The organism is Streptomyces sp. NPDC002018 (assembly GCF_042890865.1).
Taxonomy (GTDB): Bacteria; Actinomycetota; Actinomycetes; order Streptomycetales; family Streptomycetaceae; genus Streptomyces.
In genome coordinates this window covers 140,622-154,912 of sequence record NZ_JBIASO010000007.1, presented here as the reverse complement: position 1 = coordinate 154,912, position 14,291 = coordinate 140,622, and the positions used below count along the sequence as shown (strand labels likewise).

General features: G+C 69.9%; 15 protein-coding genes. 10 read left to right on the top strand and 5 right to left on the bottom strand.

Annotated elements, in window-relative coordinates:
• Positions 1–32 precede the first annotated feature (32 nt).
• Positions 33–1,739, bottom strand: coding sequence for a pentapeptide repeat-containing protein (locus ACFYYH_RS13755; protein WP_388549970.1), 1,707 nt, complete (start codon positions 1,737–1,739; stop codon positions 33–35).
• A 297-nt stretch (positions 1,740–2,036) separates the two neighbouring features.
• Here ACFYYH_RS13755 and ACFYYH_RS13750 point away from each other — a divergent pair, with 297 nt between their 5' ends.
• The 4 genes from ACFYYH_RS13750 (at position 2,037) to ACFYYH_RS13735 (ending at position 5,507) form a co-directional block, all read left to right on the top strand.
• A complete protein-coding gene (locus ACFYYH_RS13750; protein WP_388549968.1) occupies positions 2,037–2,612 on the top strand; it encodes a dienelactone hydrolase family protein in 576 nt (191 codons plus the stop codon).
• Positions 2,613–2,835: 223 nt separating this feature from the next.
• Positions 2,836–3,390 carry a GNAT family N-acetyltransferase gene (locus ACFYYH_RS13745; protein ID WP_388549965.1) on the top strand — a complete coding sequence of 185 codons (555 nt, stop codon included), beginning with the start codon at positions 2,836–2,838 and terminating at the stop codon, positions 3,388–3,390.
• A gap of 288 nt (positions 3,391–3,678) precedes the next feature.
• Positions 3,679–5,013, top strand: a complete 1,335-nt coding sequence (locus tag ACFYYH_RS13740; RefSeq protein WP_388549963.1) for a hypothetical protein — start codon at positions 3,679–3,681, stop codon at positions 5,011–5,013.
• Between the two features lie 122 nt (positions 5,014–5,135).
• Positions 5,136–5,507, top strand: coding sequence for a hypothetical protein (locus tag ACFYYH_RS13735; protein ID WP_388549961.1), 372 nt, complete (start codon positions 5,136–5,138; stop codon positions 5,505–5,507).
• A 150-nt stretch (positions 5,508–5,657) separates the two neighbouring features.
• Here the strand turns inward: ACFYYH_RS13735 and ACFYYH_RS13730 are convergent, their stop codons facing one another.
• Both ACFYYH_RS13730 and ACFYYH_RS13725 read right to left on the bottom strand, forming a co-directional pair.
• The gene (locus ACFYYH_RS13730) at positions 5,658–6,578 is read right to left on the bottom strand and encodes an alpha/beta fold hydrolase (protein WP_388549959.1); all 921 of its coding nucleotides are present in this window, start codon (positions 6,576–6,578) and stop codon (positions 5,658–5,660) included.
• Positions 6,579–6,825: 247 nt separating this feature from the next.
• Positions 6,826–7,773, bottom strand: a complete 948-nt coding sequence (locus ACFYYH_RS13725) for an NADP-dependent oxidoreductase (RefSeq protein WP_388549956.1) — start codon at positions 7,771–7,773, stop codon at positions 6,826–6,828.
• A 48-nt stretch (positions 7,774–7,821) separates the two neighbouring features.
• Here ACFYYH_RS13725 and ACFYYH_RS13720 point away from each other — a divergent pair, with 48 nt between their 5' ends.
• The 5 genes from ACFYYH_RS13720 to ACFYYH_RS13700 all read left to right on the top strand — a co-directional run bounded on the left by ACFYYH_RS13720 (position 7,822) and on the right by ACFYYH_RS13700 (position 11,108).
• Positions 7,822–8,445 (top strand): TetR/AcrR family transcriptional regulator, encoded by a 624-nt coding sequence (locus ACFYYH_RS13720; RefSeq protein ID WP_388549955.1) that lies wholly within the window; start codon positions 7,822–7,824, stop codon positions 8,443–8,445.
• A gap of 168 nt (positions 8,446–8,613) precedes the next feature.
• A complete protein-coding gene (locus ACFYYH_RS13715) occupies positions 8,614–9,219 on the top strand; it encodes a methylated-DNA--[protein]-cysteine S-methyltransferase (protein WP_388549953.1) in 606 nt (201 codons plus the stop codon).
• Between the two features lie 43 nt (positions 9,220–9,262).
• The gene (locus tag ACFYYH_RS13710; RefSeq protein WP_388549950.1) at positions 9,263–9,763 is read left to right on the top strand and encodes an RNA polymerase sigma factor; all 501 of its coding nucleotides are present in this window, start codon (positions 9,263–9,265) and stop codon (positions 9,761–9,763) included.
• Complete coding sequence (locus ACFYYH_RS13705; protein WP_388549949.1) at positions 9,760–10,380, top strand: methylated-DNA--[protein]-cysteine S-methyltransferase; 621 nt, start codon at positions 9,760–9,762, stop codon at positions 10,378–10,380. Before ACFYYH_RS13710 ends, ACFYYH_RS13705 begins: the two co-directional genes overlap by 4 nt.
• Positions 10,377–11,108, top strand: a complete 732-nt coding sequence (locus ACFYYH_RS13700) for a 2OG-Fe(II) oxygenase (RefSeq protein WP_388549946.1) — start codon at positions 10,377–10,379, stop codon at positions 11,106–11,108. Before ACFYYH_RS13705 ends, ACFYYH_RS13700 begins: the two co-directional genes overlap by 4 nt.
• Positions 11,109–11,215: 107 nt before the next feature.
• On the opposite strand, the gene ACFYYH_RS13695 is transcribed toward ACFYYH_RS13700, so the two are convergent.
• On the bottom strand, positions 11,216–12,157 hold the full coding sequence (locus tag ACFYYH_RS13695) for an SDR family NAD(P)-dependent oxidoreductase (protein ID WP_388549944.1): 942 nt from the start codon (positions 12,155–12,157) through the stop codon (positions 11,216–11,218).
• Between the two features lie 721 nt (positions 12,158–12,878).
• On the opposite strand from ACFYYH_RS13695, the gene ACFYYH_RS13690 reads away from it, so the two are divergent.
• Positions 12,879–13,271, top strand: a complete 393-nt coding sequence (locus ACFYYH_RS13690) for a hypothetical protein (protein WP_388549941.1) — start codon at positions 12,879–12,881, stop codon at positions 13,269–13,271.
• Between the two features lie 27 nt (positions 13,272–13,298).
• Here ACFYYH_RS13690 and bla read toward each other — a convergent pair whose 3' ends face one another.
• Positions 13,299–14,261 carry a class A beta-lactamase gene (gene bla / locus ACFYYH_RS13685; RefSeq protein ID WP_388549938.1) on the bottom strand — a complete coding sequence of 321 codons (963 nt, stop codon included), beginning with the start codon at positions 14,259–14,261 and terminating at the stop codon, positions 13,299–13,301.
• Between the last annotated feature and the right edge of the window lie 30 nt (positions 14,262–14,291).

Genomic DNA, 14,291 nt, shown 5'->3' with positions numbered 1-14,291 from the left:
CCCTGCCCCGCCCCCGCTCCCGCACCCGGCGCTCAGCGTTTGATGCGCCCCCGGACGGTGAGAACGGCGAGGCCGAGCAGAACGGGTTCGACGAGCCGGGAGGTCATCTCGCTGTAGGTGCCGACGGTGGTGAGGTCCTGACCGGAGGAACGGAAGATGACCGAGTTGACGACCACCCGCAGGCTCCTCTCGAACCGTTCGGTGCTCAGCCGCTCCTGGAGGGGGCCGGTGGGGTTGACGGGGTCGGGGGTGTCGGTGGTCAGCTCGACCTGGCGCCCGGTCACCGTCCCCGTGGAGACCGGCCGTGGATCGTCGCCGGGCACGCCCCACAGCATCATCACCACCAGGGTCACGGTGATGGAGGCCAGCAGCCAGAGGAGTGCGCGGGTGGCGCGCAGCCCGTATCCGGACAGGGCCCAGTACACGGTGAGCAGCCACCGTTCCGCCGGCGGGGTCTCCTCGTCCGCACGGCGCATCACCATCTCGCCGTAGTAGAAATCCGCCGCGCCCGGCTCGTTCTTCCCGTCCTCGAACGCCTTGCGCAGTGACCGGTACACCGGCTCCAGCACCGCCGGCCCCTCCACCTCCTCCCCGTCCCGGGCCACCGCCCAGCCGGGAACGGCCGCGGGCCGCGCCGCCTGCCAGTACTGCTCCTCGGCGAGCGTGCGCCGCCGGGTGAACCGCACCAGGCGCCATCCGCGCCGGTGGAGCCCACCGGGCGTCGGCGCGAACACCGTGCGCCCCTCCAGCCGTAGCTGGTCCAGATGGACGGTCCCGGCGAACCGGCATACGGACAGGTCCAGGCCGGTCAGGACGAGATGCCCCGCGTCCACGCCCCGCAGGGACAGCATGCGTACCCTCTCGGGCCGCCCGGACAACGCGCCCTCCTCCATCACCCCGTCCTGGGGGAGGGCGAAAGGCTGGGGCCGGGCGGCGACACTGAGCGGATACTCGAAGACGGCTTCGGTGAAATCGACCTCGGCGTACCGCAGCCGCAGACCGGCCGTCGACGACCATCGCGTACGGCGGCACACCACACGCCGGGCGGCCGCCTCGATCGTCACCGGGCTGCCGAACGACGCGGACGTCAGATCGAGCTCCCCCGCACACATCAGCGGGCCCAACTGGGACGTCCGGTCGAACACGGCAGTGGGGAACCGGGCGTTGCGGGCGAAGGCCGCGGAGTCGAAGCGGGCGTGACGGCTGAAGGAGGCCGAGTCGAACCAGGCGTCCGCGCTGAAGGCCGTGGAGACGAACCAGGCGTCCCGGGCGAAGGTGGCCAGGTCGAACCAGGCTATGTCGGTGAAGACGGCGGAGTGGAACCGGGCGTCACGGCCGAAGGAGACGAACGGGAACCAGGCGACACCGGTGAAGGCGGCGGAGTGGAACCGGGCCTCACCGTTGAAGACGGCGGAGATGAAGCGGGCCTCACCCGCGAAGGTGGCGAAGTCGAACCAGGCGTCCCCGGTGAAGGTGGCGGAGTCGAAGCGGGCGTCCCCGATGAAGGCGACGGATTCGAACCGCGCTTCACCGGTGAAGGCGGCATCGTCGAACTGGGCGGTCCCGATCTCGCTGATGCCCGTCCCGGGCACCCGTAACGCGTCGAGCAGCCGACGAAGGAGGTCTCCGTCCACTACGGTGCCGCGGTGGTCGAGGGGGCTGCCCGGGGTGAGGGCGGCGAGGTAGGCGTCCCGCTGGTCCGGGGTGAGATGGGTCAGGCACGCGCGGAACGGCTCCACACGGCGACCGCGACAGCCGACCGGATCGCCTGAAGGATCGGCTCCGCTGCCACAGTGCGGCCAGTCCGACGGTGCGGGGGCTGAGGTCATGACGTAAGGGATACCCGGCGGACACGGGCGAGCGCCGCCGGACCCGAAGCTGTTCAGGTGCACCCGGCGGGCCGGGCAGGACGGGACGGACCGAGGCGGCCCCGGCCCACCGGAGGGGGCCACCGGGGAGGAGGCCGGGGAGGTCGTGATCCGGGCCATACTCGTCTCCGCGGGGCCGCCGGGGCACCGCATGACGAGGGGAGCGACATGGCCGAGGTGTTGCTGTTCCATCACGCGCACGGGCTGACGTCCGGGGTGCGCGCGTTCGCCGGGGGACTGCGGCGGGCCGGTCACACCGTCCATGTGCCGGACCTGTACGAGGAGCGGGTCTTCGACACCATCGAGGACGGTGTGGCCCACGCCCGAAAGATCGGATTCGACGTGCTCATCGAGCGCGGGAGGGCCGCTGCCGAAGGACTGCCCGGCGACCTCGTCTACGCGGGATTCTCGCTCGGTGTCCTGCCCGCGCAGCTGCTGGCCCAGTCGCGGGCCGGTGCGCGCGGTGCGCTGCTGTTCGACGCGTGTGTCCCGACCGCCGAGTTCGGCGGCGCGTGGCCCCAAGGGGTCCCGGTCCAGATCCATGGCATGGACGCCGACGCGTTGTTCGTCGAGGAGGGCGACCTCGAAGCCGCCCGTGCCCTGGTCCGCACAGCCGCCGACGCCGAGCTCTTCCTCTACCCCGGGGACCGGCATCTGTTCGCCGACGACAGCCTGCCCTCCTACGACGGGCCGGCCGCGTCGCTGCTGACGGAGCGCGTGCTCGGCTTCCTCGGCCGCTCATGACCGGCGCGGAGAAGCGAGTGCACCCGGAACCACCGCCCCGGAACCCGTCGGCTGCACGGGAGGGCGCCGCCCGTGCCACCGTGGGACACGGTGGACTGGGACGCCGCCCCTGTGGCGGGACAACGTGACCCGCTTCCGCTCCCGCGCCCTGGTCGCGGAGGCGCCGGCAGACGGCGATAAAATCGCTCACCGTCTTCTATCGCATGGAAGTACGATCAGACGCATGAATATTCACCCGGTCTCCTTCGGCCACCCCGACGCCGTCAAGCTCAACGATCGCGTACAGCTCGAGTACGCGGAGCGCTACGACGACGAAGGGGACCTCACGCCACTCGACCCGGCCATGTTCGAACCCCCGCGGGGCCTGTACCTGATCGTCTACGACGACCAGGGCACCCCGGTCGCCACCGGCGGCTGGCGCAGCCAAGACGAGAACGATCACGGATACGCGGACGGTGACGCGGAGATCAAGCGGATGTATGTGATCCCGGAGGCGCGCGGCCGTGGCCTGTCCCGGCTGGTGCTGTCCGCCCTGGAGGACGACGCCCGCGCCGCGGGCCGCACCCGCATGGTCCTGGAGACCGGTACGAAACAGCCGGAGGCGATCTCCCTCTACACCTCCAGCGGCTACGAACCCTGCGCCAAGTTCGGCCTCTACCGCTTCGACGAACTCAGCCGCTGCTACGCCAAGCCACTGACAGCGTCCCCCACCGTCCCCCCGCCCACCACCGCCGCCGCCCCCGCCGTGGCGACCGGCCCCCGGACCGCGGCTCTCTGAGCCGAATCATCGACCGCAGCGGCCCGCATTTCCGGACCAGGTTCCGGCCTGAGGTGGCGGCGGCCCGCAAGGACAGCGGCGCCTTCACGGCGACCGTGTGGATGCCGCGCCGGACAGTCAACCGCCCTCATGGGCGCGGGATCGCGCACCGGGACCCGAACTCGGCGGCTATTTCGAGGCGCGATGTCAGTGCCATGAGATACAACGTCTTCAGCCAAGGGAGTTGCACCAGCGACCGGCTCGCTCTGCCGGCCAGGCTCTCATTCACGCGTCTCCGGGGGGATACCAATGATCAGATCACGCGCGGTCCGGGCCGTCGCGGGAGCCGCCGTGCTCCTGCTGACCGGCACCACCGCCGCACACGCCGCGCAGGCCGCACCGGGACAGGCTCCCGAAGTGCGGTGGGCGAGCAGCGTCTCGGACGACCTCGGGACCCTGGCCGTCGGCCTCAGATCCGACAGCGCCATCACCGAGATCAAGGCCCATATCGTCTCCAGCGCCACGCAGCAGGAAGTCGCCGTCGTGGGCGATGACAGCTTCGCGCGCTTCTCCGGAACCGCCGAGGACGGCGTCTGGCGTACGAAGGAGCCACTGAAGCTCGACGCTCTCGGCAGCTATACGGTCCACATCGAGGCCACGGACGCGGACGGTGACCACACCACCAGCAACTCGGCGGGGTCCCTCGCCTATTACGTGGTCGCGCAGTTCGAAGACTTCCGTACGGACCGCACGGAGATCGACATCGATCATCCCGACGTCGTCGTCGAGGGCGTGCTGAAGGGGCGGTGGCCGGGGACTCGCGAGCTGAAGCCCCTGGCGGACCGCCTGGTGGACATCGACGTGGACTACTGGACCAGTGCCTCCGCCCGGACCGACGCACAGGGGCGTTTCTCGGCCTCGGTACGTCTGAGCAACGCCGCACCGGTGCAGGCCGTCTATCGCCACTCCAACGAGCTCCCGTACGTCCTCTTCGGCGAGTCCCCGGCCACGCAGATCTCCGTCCAACAGGTGGCCACCCGCTGGAGCGGCGTACGAACCACCTCCCGCAGCGTCGACTACGGCGGGCAGGTGACCGTCACGGCGAAGCTGGAGCGCAGCACCGAGGAGGGCTGGGTGCCTTTCGCCGGTCAGGAGGGTGGCGTCCTGTTCGTCCCGCCGCCGGGGAGCCAATCCGAGACAGTCGGCTATTTCACCACCGCGGATGACGGCACGATCAGCCTTACCCACACTCCCTATCAGGGAGGCCACTTCCTGCTCACGTCCTACAGCGAGGACCCGTTCATCGCCGCGGCCTCCGCGCGGAGCGCCGAGATCAACGTCCTGCGGGCCTCACGGTTCACCGAGTTCGAGGCCACCCGCACCTCGGCCGAGCAGGTGCACGTGCGGGGATCCATCGACTTCCCCGACGGCTGGACGCCCGCGTTCATCGACATACGGGTCCAGTTCTCCTCCGACGGCAGGCACTGGACCGAGGTGGCTGCCACGGAGGCCATCTGGTCCGGCAGCGGGAACGCCTTCTCGGCAGATGTCACCCACCGCCGTACGGGCTACTTCCGCGCCCACTTCCGTGCCACCGACTCGTTCCGGTCGGCCACGTCGGCATCCGTCCACGTAGCCCGATAGCCGGGCGTTACCGGCGCGTTGCCGCCCGGTCGCCACGACCGGGCGGCGGCCGCCACACCACATGCTGCGCGCGGAGCGGTTCCGCCGGAACCGCTCGCCGTGACCCCGCGTCTCTCGCAGGCATGAGCGAAAGAATCATGGAATGGGCCACGCGTGCCCATCCGAAGACCTGGGGCGCCGCCGCACGCTTCTTCGCCGGCCTCGGCGCGGCGACCGGGGCGCTCGTCTGGGCACCGCGGGCCGCGTTCAGCATGGACGGCGGATTCGAGGGCGAGGCCCGTGATCTGAGTGTGGTCTTCGTCGATCTGCCGCTCATCCTGCTCGGGGGCGCTCTGGTTCCGCTCGTCGCCTGGACACTGACCACGAGGTGGGCGCGCCGCCCCTGGGTCGCGGCACCCGCGGCCGTGGCCGCGCTCGCGCTCGGGGTGTGGGGACTCACCGAGTGGTGGACACCCCGTCAGCACCCTGCCCCTGGGTACGGCCCCGGGCTCTGATCGTGGCGCCGCCCACTGCAACCGCGCACAGCAACCACCCCCCCTCCTCGCGGTCACCGACATCCGCATGGCAACCGCCGCGGCCTTCGCCGAACCGGAGCGGTTCCACGGCGTCGAGCCCGGACCGGCGCGGGCGAACCGGCTGCGTGGTCACTTCCTGAGTCGCCGGGGCCGTGCGTCCGTGAAGGTCCGATCGAGGAAGGACCGCATCAGACTCCCGATCTCCGCCGCCTTCTCCTCCAGCGCGAAGTGGCCGGTGTCGAGGGCGTGGAACTCGGCATCGGGGAGGTCGTCGAGGAAGTGCCGCATGGCGGACTCCGGGAACACCCCGTCGTTGGCGCCGGTAGCGATCAGGGCCGGCGGCTGTTCCTTGCGGAGGAACTCCTTCGCCGCGCCGAATACGGTCTCCTGCTTCGAGATGTCGTACAGGAGATCCAGCATGATCTCGTCGACCCCCGGGCGGTCGAGCAGCGCCTGGTCGATCAGCCAGCAGTCAGGGTCGATCAGAGAGGCGTCGTGTGTTCCGTCGAGGTACTGGTCCCTGGTGCATTCCGGCGTCACATAGGACCGGGCGGTATCCCGGTGCTCGTCGGATCCGTCGCCCCAGTAGGGAATGAGGTCCTTCCAGAATCCGTCGTCGCCGCCCTCCGGATACAGCGGCGCGTTCTGGAGGACGACGGCGCTGATCCTCTCGGGGTGTTTGACGGCGAGACGCCAGCCGATGGAGCCGCCGAAGTCCATCATGTAGGGCGTGAACTCCCTTATGTCCAGGCGGTCCAGCAGCTTGTCGATGATGTCGGCTATGTGGTCGAAATCGTAGGTGAATTTCTCCCGGTCGGGTACGTCGCTGTGTCCGAAGCCCGGATAGTCCGGCGCGATAGCGTGATAGCGGTCCGACAGGTGCGGAATCAGATTTCGATACATACGCGACGACGTGGGGAAACCGTGCAGCAGAAGCACGACGGGCGCGTCCTCGGGACCGGCCTCACGGTAGAAGACGTTCACTCCGTCGATGTTCTCGCTGCGGAAATGAGTGGCCGGCCGTTCACGGGTCGGGGTAGCCGTAGACATACATTCCTCCAGTTGCATTGTCCCCGAGGAAATAGTCCCGGACAGCGTCCCGGATAACTCTGTGCACCGCCTCAGTTTACTGGCTCTGCGGATCTCCGGGCGGGGTGGACGAACCTCACGTTGCCGCCGTAGATCACTTCGGTTCGGTCAGGTCAGCGGCGACAGCAGCCGGTCGTACAGTTCCGGCCGCTGAACGGCGTCGGGCCCGTGACCGATCGTCGTGACCGGCCACGGGCTTCCGATCGCCTCAGTTCACCAGCACGATCTTTCCGCGGGCGTGGCGGCTCTCGCTCAGTTCGTGCGCGGCCGCGGCCTCGGAGAGCGGGAACGCCGCCGCGACCGGGACCCGCAACCGGCCCTCGCCGGCGAGCGTGACCGCGATCGTGAGACCGTGCAACGCCAGCGGGTCGGCGGCTCCCACGGCCGCGCCCGTGTCGTCGGCCGGCGCTCCGTGCGACATGTGCACGCCGTGGGCCGCCGCGGTGACGTCGGCGATCGTCACGACGCGCGCCGGGTCCCCGGCGATGGCGACGAGGTCCGGCAGCGCCCCTCCCGCACAGTCGAACACCGCGTCCACCCCCGCCGGCGCCAGCGCGCGGATCCGCTCGACGAGCCCCGTCCCGTACGTTGTCGGCTCCGCGCCGAGAGAACGCAGGAAGTCGTGGTTGTGCTCGCTCGCCGTACCGATGACGGTGGCGCCGCGCGCGACCGCGAGCTGGACGGCGACCGTGCCCACCCCACCGGCCGCGCCCTGTACGAGCACGGTGTGCCCGGCGCCGACCGCGAGCAGGTCGAGGACCCGGGCGGCCGTCTCGACGCCTCCCGCGGCGCCGCCCGCTTCCTCCCAGCTCCACCCGGCCGGTTTGGGCGCCCAGGCGGCCAGGACCGCGAAGTCGGCATTGGCGCCGCGCGCGGCCGAATGGGTCATGCCGAACACCTCGTCGCCGATGCCCACACCCATGACACCGGCGCCGACCTCGTCCACCACGCCCGCGGCGTCGAATCCGGTCCGATACGGGAACGTCAAGGGCACCACGTCACGCAGCTCCCCGGAGCGGATGCGGATCTCCCCGGGCGAGACCCCGGAGGCCCGTACGGCGATGCGGATCTCGCCCGGTCCGGCGTGCGGCGCCGGCACCTCGGCGACGTGTACCACGCCGGGCGGGCCGTACTCGGTGAATTGAATCGCTCTCATGCGCCGACCGTAACGGAGCACCCCGTCCGTTTGGCTAAAGTGAGAGCGGTGACGACTCAAGTGGTAGCGAAGCTCCGCTCGGACGCCCGTGACAACCGCGAGCGCATCCTCGTGGTCGCTCGCGCGGCCTTCGCCGCCGAAGGCCTCGACGTACCGATCCGGGAGATCGCCCGGCGTGCCGAGGTCGGTGTCGCGACCGTCTACAGGCACTTCCAGACCAAGGAAGCGCTGCTGGCCGAGGCCTTTGCAGAGCAGATGGCCTCTTGCTCGGCGGTCGTGGAGGAGGGGCTGGCGGCGAGCGACCCGTGGAGGGGGTTCTGCCTGGTGATCGAGAAGCTCATGGAGGTGCATGCCCTCGACCGGGGCTTCGCCCGCGCGTTCACCTCGCAGCTTCCCCAGGCGGTCGACTTCGCCGCGGACCGCGATCGCACGCTGCGTCTGCTGCTCGAACTGGTGCGGCGCGCGAAGGAAGCGGGCCCCCTGCGGGCGGATTTCGTGCTGGAGGACATCAGTCTGGCGCTGATGGCGAACGAAGGCATCCGCGCCGAGTCACCCGAGCTGAGGGTGGCGGCGTCGCGCCGCTTCGCGGCCCTGATGATCCAGTCGTTCCAGGCGATCCCCGTCCTGACGCCGCTTCCGCCGGCCGTCCGGCTGCCTCTCTCCAGACGCTAGGGCCTCTCGTTTGAGTTCCTGTTCCGCGCGTTCCTGTTCCGCGGAATCCGCGTTCGGATCGCCACGCATCCGTTTTCGCGTCGATCTCACGTTGTGTGCCGCTGGCGCGTCTACGGCCTGTGAGCACCGATTCGTTCGGACAGCGGATTCAGGAGAGGAACCAATTCGATGAGCAGCCAGAGCAACCAGAGGGCTCAGACCATCCAGGGGACCCAGGGGACCCAGGGGACCCAGGGGACCAAGAGGACCCAGAGGACCCAGAGCGCCCGGAGGACTCACCGGACGCATACGGTCATCGACTCGCCGCTCGGCGGGCTCACCGTGGTTGCCGAGGACGGCGCCCTGACGGGGCTGTACTTCGAGTCCCACCGCCGGCGCCCCGCGGCAGAAGAGCTGGGCACACGGAGCGACGAGGGTTTCGAGGAGACCCGGCGACAGCTCGACCAGTACTTCACCGGAGAGCGGCGCGCCTTCGACCTGCCCCTGGCTCCGGCCGGTGACGAGTTTCATCAGCAGGTGTGGGACCTGCTCAAGCGGATTCCCTATGGTCGGACACGGTCCTACGGCGATCTCGCCCGCCAGTTGGGGGATCCGTCCCTCGCTCAGGCGGTGGGCGCCGCCAACGGCCGCAATCCACTGTGCGTCCTCATCCCCTGCCACCGCGTGATAGGGGCCGACGGCAAGCTGGTTGGCTACGCCGGCGGGCTCGACCGCAAGCGGCATCTGCTGGAGCTGGAACAGCCGGCCCGGGGCAAGGCCGATCGGCTTTTCTGAGGTGCCGGTCTCACGTTCGGTACCTCCGGGTCGTTTACCAGATGTGACCAAGCCACCCTTCCAGCAGATCGTGACCGACCACGGGCCCATGGTGCTCCGCGTCGTCCGGGCCGTCCTCGGCCCGGACGACGCGGACGACGCCTGGTCGGAGACGTTCCTCTCGGCGATGAAGGCCTACCCCGACCTGCCGGACGAGGCGAATGTCGAGGCATGGCTGGTGACCGTCGCCCACCGCAAGGCGATCGACGTCACCCGGACCAATGCCCGGCGTCCCCTCCCTGTCGAGGAACTGCCCGAGCACCCGAGCCGCACCGGCCGGCCGCAGGACTGGGACGGGGACCTGTGGCGGGCCCTCAGAGAACTCCCCGACCGGCAGCGGCAGTCGGTCGCGTACCACTACCTGGCCGGACTGCCCTACAAGGAGATCGCCGCCCTCACCGGCGGCAGCACCGACGCCGCGCGCCGGGCGGCGGCCGACGGAATCAAGACCCTGCGCAGCACATATCCAAGAGATACCGACCAGATGGGAGCGGGCCGAAGGTGACGAACACACCAGATTTCGAGAACGAGCGCATGTTCGCGGCGCTGCCCCGGTACGACAACGACGCCATGGCGAGACTGCTCGCGGCATTGGCCTCGAAGGCGGGCCAGGAGGGGGTCCTCGATGTCGCCTACCGCACCGTGGACACACCGGTCGGCTCCCTCCTGCTGGCCGCCACCGAGCAGGGGCTCGTCAAAGTCGCCTACGCGGTCCAGGACCACACAGCGGTGCTCCAGCAGCTCTCCGACACCCTCAGCCCGCGCATCCTCCTGGCCCCCGCACGGCTCGACGAAGCGACCAGGCAGATCGACGAGTACTTCGCCGGCCGGCGCGAACAGTTCGACCTCCCACTGGACTGGCGCCTGAGCAAGGGCTTTCGACGCGATGTCCTGAGCCACCTCACCCGGATCGGCTACGGGCACACCGAGAGCTACGCCCAGGTCGCCGTCGCCTCCGGCAGCCCCCGGGCGGTCCGCGCCGTCGGTACCGCCTGCGCCACCAACCCCCTTCCCCTCGTCGTGCCCTGCCACCGGGTGGTGCGCTCCGACGGCACCGCAGGACAGTACGTCGGGGGCAAGGACGCCAAGCACGTCCTTCTCACCCTGGAGACAGCAGCATGACCACCTCAACGAAGACACAGGACACCTTTGCCCGACGCACCGGCGCCGCAGACTGGCTCACGGTCACTGACGAGATCAACGACTACGGGTGCGCGCTCCTGCCGGAGCTGCTGACCCCCGCCGAATGCGCGGAGCTCGCCGAGCTGTACGAGCGGTCCGATCTCTTCCGGGCCACGATCGACATGCGGCGCCATCGCTTCGGCGAGGGGGAGTACCGCTACTTCGACCGGCCCTTCCCCGAGGCGGTGCGGCGGCTGCGCGAAGAGCTGTATCCGCGGCTGCTGCCCATCGCCCGCGACTGGTACGCCAAGCTCGGCCGCGACGCCGAGTGGCCGGACTCCCTGGAGGAGTGGCTGGAGATCTGCCACTCCGCCGGACAGGAACGGCCCTCACCGATCCTGTTGCGCTACGAGACGGGCGGCTGGAACGCCCTGCACCGTGATCTCTTCGGGGACAAGGTCTTTCCGCTCCAGGTCGTCATCAACCTCAACGCCCCCGGCGAGGACCACAACGGCGGTGAGTTCCTCCTGGTCGAGCAGCGCCCCCGGGCGCAGTCACGCGCCACCGCCACCCTCATTCCCCAGGGACACGGGCTCGTCTTCACCACCCGTGACCGGCCGGTCATGTCGAAGCGCGGCTGGTCCGCCGCCCCCGTACGGCACGGAGTGTCCGCCGTGCGCTCGGGCAGGCGCCACACCCTCGGCCTCGTCTTCCACGACGCCACCTGAACCCATGGAGGAGATGGTGGCGGAGATGAAGGACAAGACCCGCGCCCTCCTCGGAGCCGACCGGGAGACCTGCCCGGGGACCTGCCGGAGGGACCTGCCCGGGACGGTCAGACCGGGAAGCTGACGCCGGTCAGTTCCTCCGAGAGCGTCCACAGGCGGTGCTGGGCGGCCGTGTCGTACGACTGCGCGCTGGACTCGACCACCGTCGGGTGTCCCTTGCTCTGCTGGAAACCGTTCGGGCCGTAGTACTCGCCGCCGCGGACGGCGGGATCCGTAGCGGCGCGCAGGGTGGGCAGCGCACCCATCCGCGGTGACTGCAGCAGAAGCGGCCGGACGACGAGCGCGAACGCCGCCCGGGTGATCGCGGAGGAGTGGGACATCGCCGTCCTGGAGCCCCCGGTGTCGGAGCCGCCGGGGTGCGCGGCGGTGGCGACGGTGCCGCCGCCGTGAGCGGTCAGCCGGCGCTGGAGCTCGTAGGTGAACATCAGGTTGGCCAGTTTGGAGTGCCCGTAGGCGGCGGTGCGGTTGTACTCGCGTGTCTCCCAGCCGAGGTCGTCGAGGTCCATCGGTCCGCCCATCCGGTGGCCCGCACTGCTGACGGTGACCACGCGGGAACCGGGCACCTTCAGCAGCAGGTCGAGCAGCAGCCCGGTGAGCGCGAAGTGGCCGAGGTGATTGACGCCGAACTGCAGCTCGAAGCCGTCGGCGGTGCTCAGGCGCGGGGTGTACATCAGACCGGCGTTGTTGATCAGCAGGTCGATGCCGGGCCGGGTCGTACGCAGTTCGTCGGCGGCCGCGCGGACGGAGTCGAGCGAACCGAGATCGAGGCGGCACACCGTCACGTCGGCGTCCGGTACGGCGGCGGTGATCTCGGCCGCGGCCTGATCGCCTTTGGCCGTGTCGCGTACGGCGAGCACCACGGACGCGCCGTGAGCGGCGAGCACCTTGGCGGTTTCGAGGCCGATCCCGGTGTTGGCGCCGGTGATCACGGCTGTTCGGCCGTGCTGGTCGGGGACGTGCTCGGCTGTCCATCGCTGCTGGCGGGCCATGGTTCCTCCGGTGTGCTGGGGGTGCTGGGGGTGCTGGTGGGGTGTGGGGCGGGGCGTGCTGGGCGTACCGGGCGCAGGGCTGGTGCGGGTGCCCGGTGTGTGGCCCGTGCATGGTGAATGCCATTCACCATGCCGTGGTTAATAGTGTTAACCTAGATGCCCGTGGCAGTCAAACGACGCCCTGCGGGCAGGTGTCACGGAGATCTGCGCAACGCTCTTGAGCAGGCCGGGCTTGTCCTGGTCACGGAACGCGGACCGCACGGCTTCACACTCGCCGAGGCATGCCGACGGGCCGGAGTGAGCGTCTCCGCCCCCACCTCATGCCCGTCGCCCGCCGTATCGCCGCCGAACCGGCGGCGGCCTTCGACCTGCTGGTGCGGGTGGCCGCGGCCGCGCACGGGTCCGCCCTCTTTCTGCGGCAGAACATGCTTCCGGCTGCGGCAGAACATGCTTCCGGCCGGGCGGGACGACCTCGCGGAGGCCGAGGAGCGGGCCGCACACACCGCCCACGCCATCGTCGACCGGGTGGCACGCGCGGAGGGCTGAACCCCTCGGCGCCCCCGCGCGGCGGAACCGGCCCCTTGAAGGATGCGCCGGACGACATGCCGGCACCGGGCGAACCGGGCCGGGTGTGTGAATCCCCCGTTTAGGTGTTTTGCGTAGAATGGACGTGTGTGTGCGGCCCATGAAGCACGTGAGCTAAGGAGAGGGAGGCTCTCTCATGTCGAAGAAGCGCCAGCAGGGAGAAGGCCCGAGCCGATTCGAGGGACGTGAACAGCACGGGTGGGCGCCGGACGTGGACGAGACCACCCAGCAGGCCAATCCCAGTGCCCACCGTTCCTTCCACCCGGACAAGCACGCCCCCGAGCCGGACGCGAAGAGCGGTGCCACTGAGAAGAGCGGGGCCACTGAGGCGGACAAGAAGGCTTCGACGGTCGGTTCCCCCGTCGAGAGCCGCTCCCGGCGCGGCGAGGACCAGGGGAAGGATTCGAAGGGCCAGGGGATGCACGACACCGGCCGCAAGGGCCGCGCGAGGCGTCCCACCGGCACGAAGGACGCGTCCGCCTACACCGGAGTGGATCCGCAGGAGCCGCAGTCGAAGCGGTCCGACTGACAGTCGCGTACGTGATGTGATCCCGGGCTACGACAGTGTGCCGGCGACCACGGAAGCCGCTTCCGCGATCAGTCTGTTGTCGTAGTCGGCCTCTTTCCGGCTGCGGTTCGACATGATCGCCATAACGATGGGGGCGTTGTCGGGCGGCCACACCACGGCGATGTCGTTGCGGGCGCCGTAAGCGCTGCCGGTTCCGGTCTTGTCGCCGACGACCCAGCCCGTGGGCACCCCGGCCCTGATGAGTTCGGCCCCGGTGGTGTTCGTCCGCAGCCACTTCGTGAGCCGCGCGCGTTCCTCCTTGCCGAGGATGTCCCCGAGCACGAACGCGCGCAGATCCTCGGCCATCGCCCGCGGCGTACTCGTATCCCGCGTGGTGCCCGGCGCCCATCGGCTCAATTCGGGCTCGCGGCGCTCCATCCGGGTCACGTCGTCGCCGATCTCCTCCAGTACGGTGTCCAGGCCCCTGGGCCCGCCGAGCGTGTCGAAGAGCAGATTGGCCGCGGTGTTGTCGCTGAAGCGGACGGCGGCCTCACACAGTTCACTCAGGCTCATCCCGGTCTCGACGTGCTTCCCGGTCACGGGGGAGTGGGCGATCAGATCGTCCCTGGAGTACCTGATCACCCGGTCCATTCCGCGCGGGGAGTACTTTCGCAGCACGGCACCGGCGGCCAGCGCCTTGAACGTGGACGCGTAGGCAAACCGCTCGCCGTCGTTGTGGGCCACCTCCCGCCCGGTGCCGGTGTCGACGGCGTAGACACCCAGCCGCGCGTCGAACGAGCGCTCAAGTTCCTTGAACGCACGGGCGAACGGCTCGGCGGTCGCATTCGGCCCCGTAGCCGCGGTCTCACTCGCACTCGCACGCGGCGTCGTTGTCACGGCTGACGGAGACGACGAGTCCGAGGAGTCGCCCTGGCCGCAGGCCATGAGCGGGACGAGGGAGAGCGTGGCAAGCGCACCGAGAACGGCGCGCCGGGCACGGGTGTACTGCATGGTCCAAACCTCCGGGGCGCCCCGCACCAG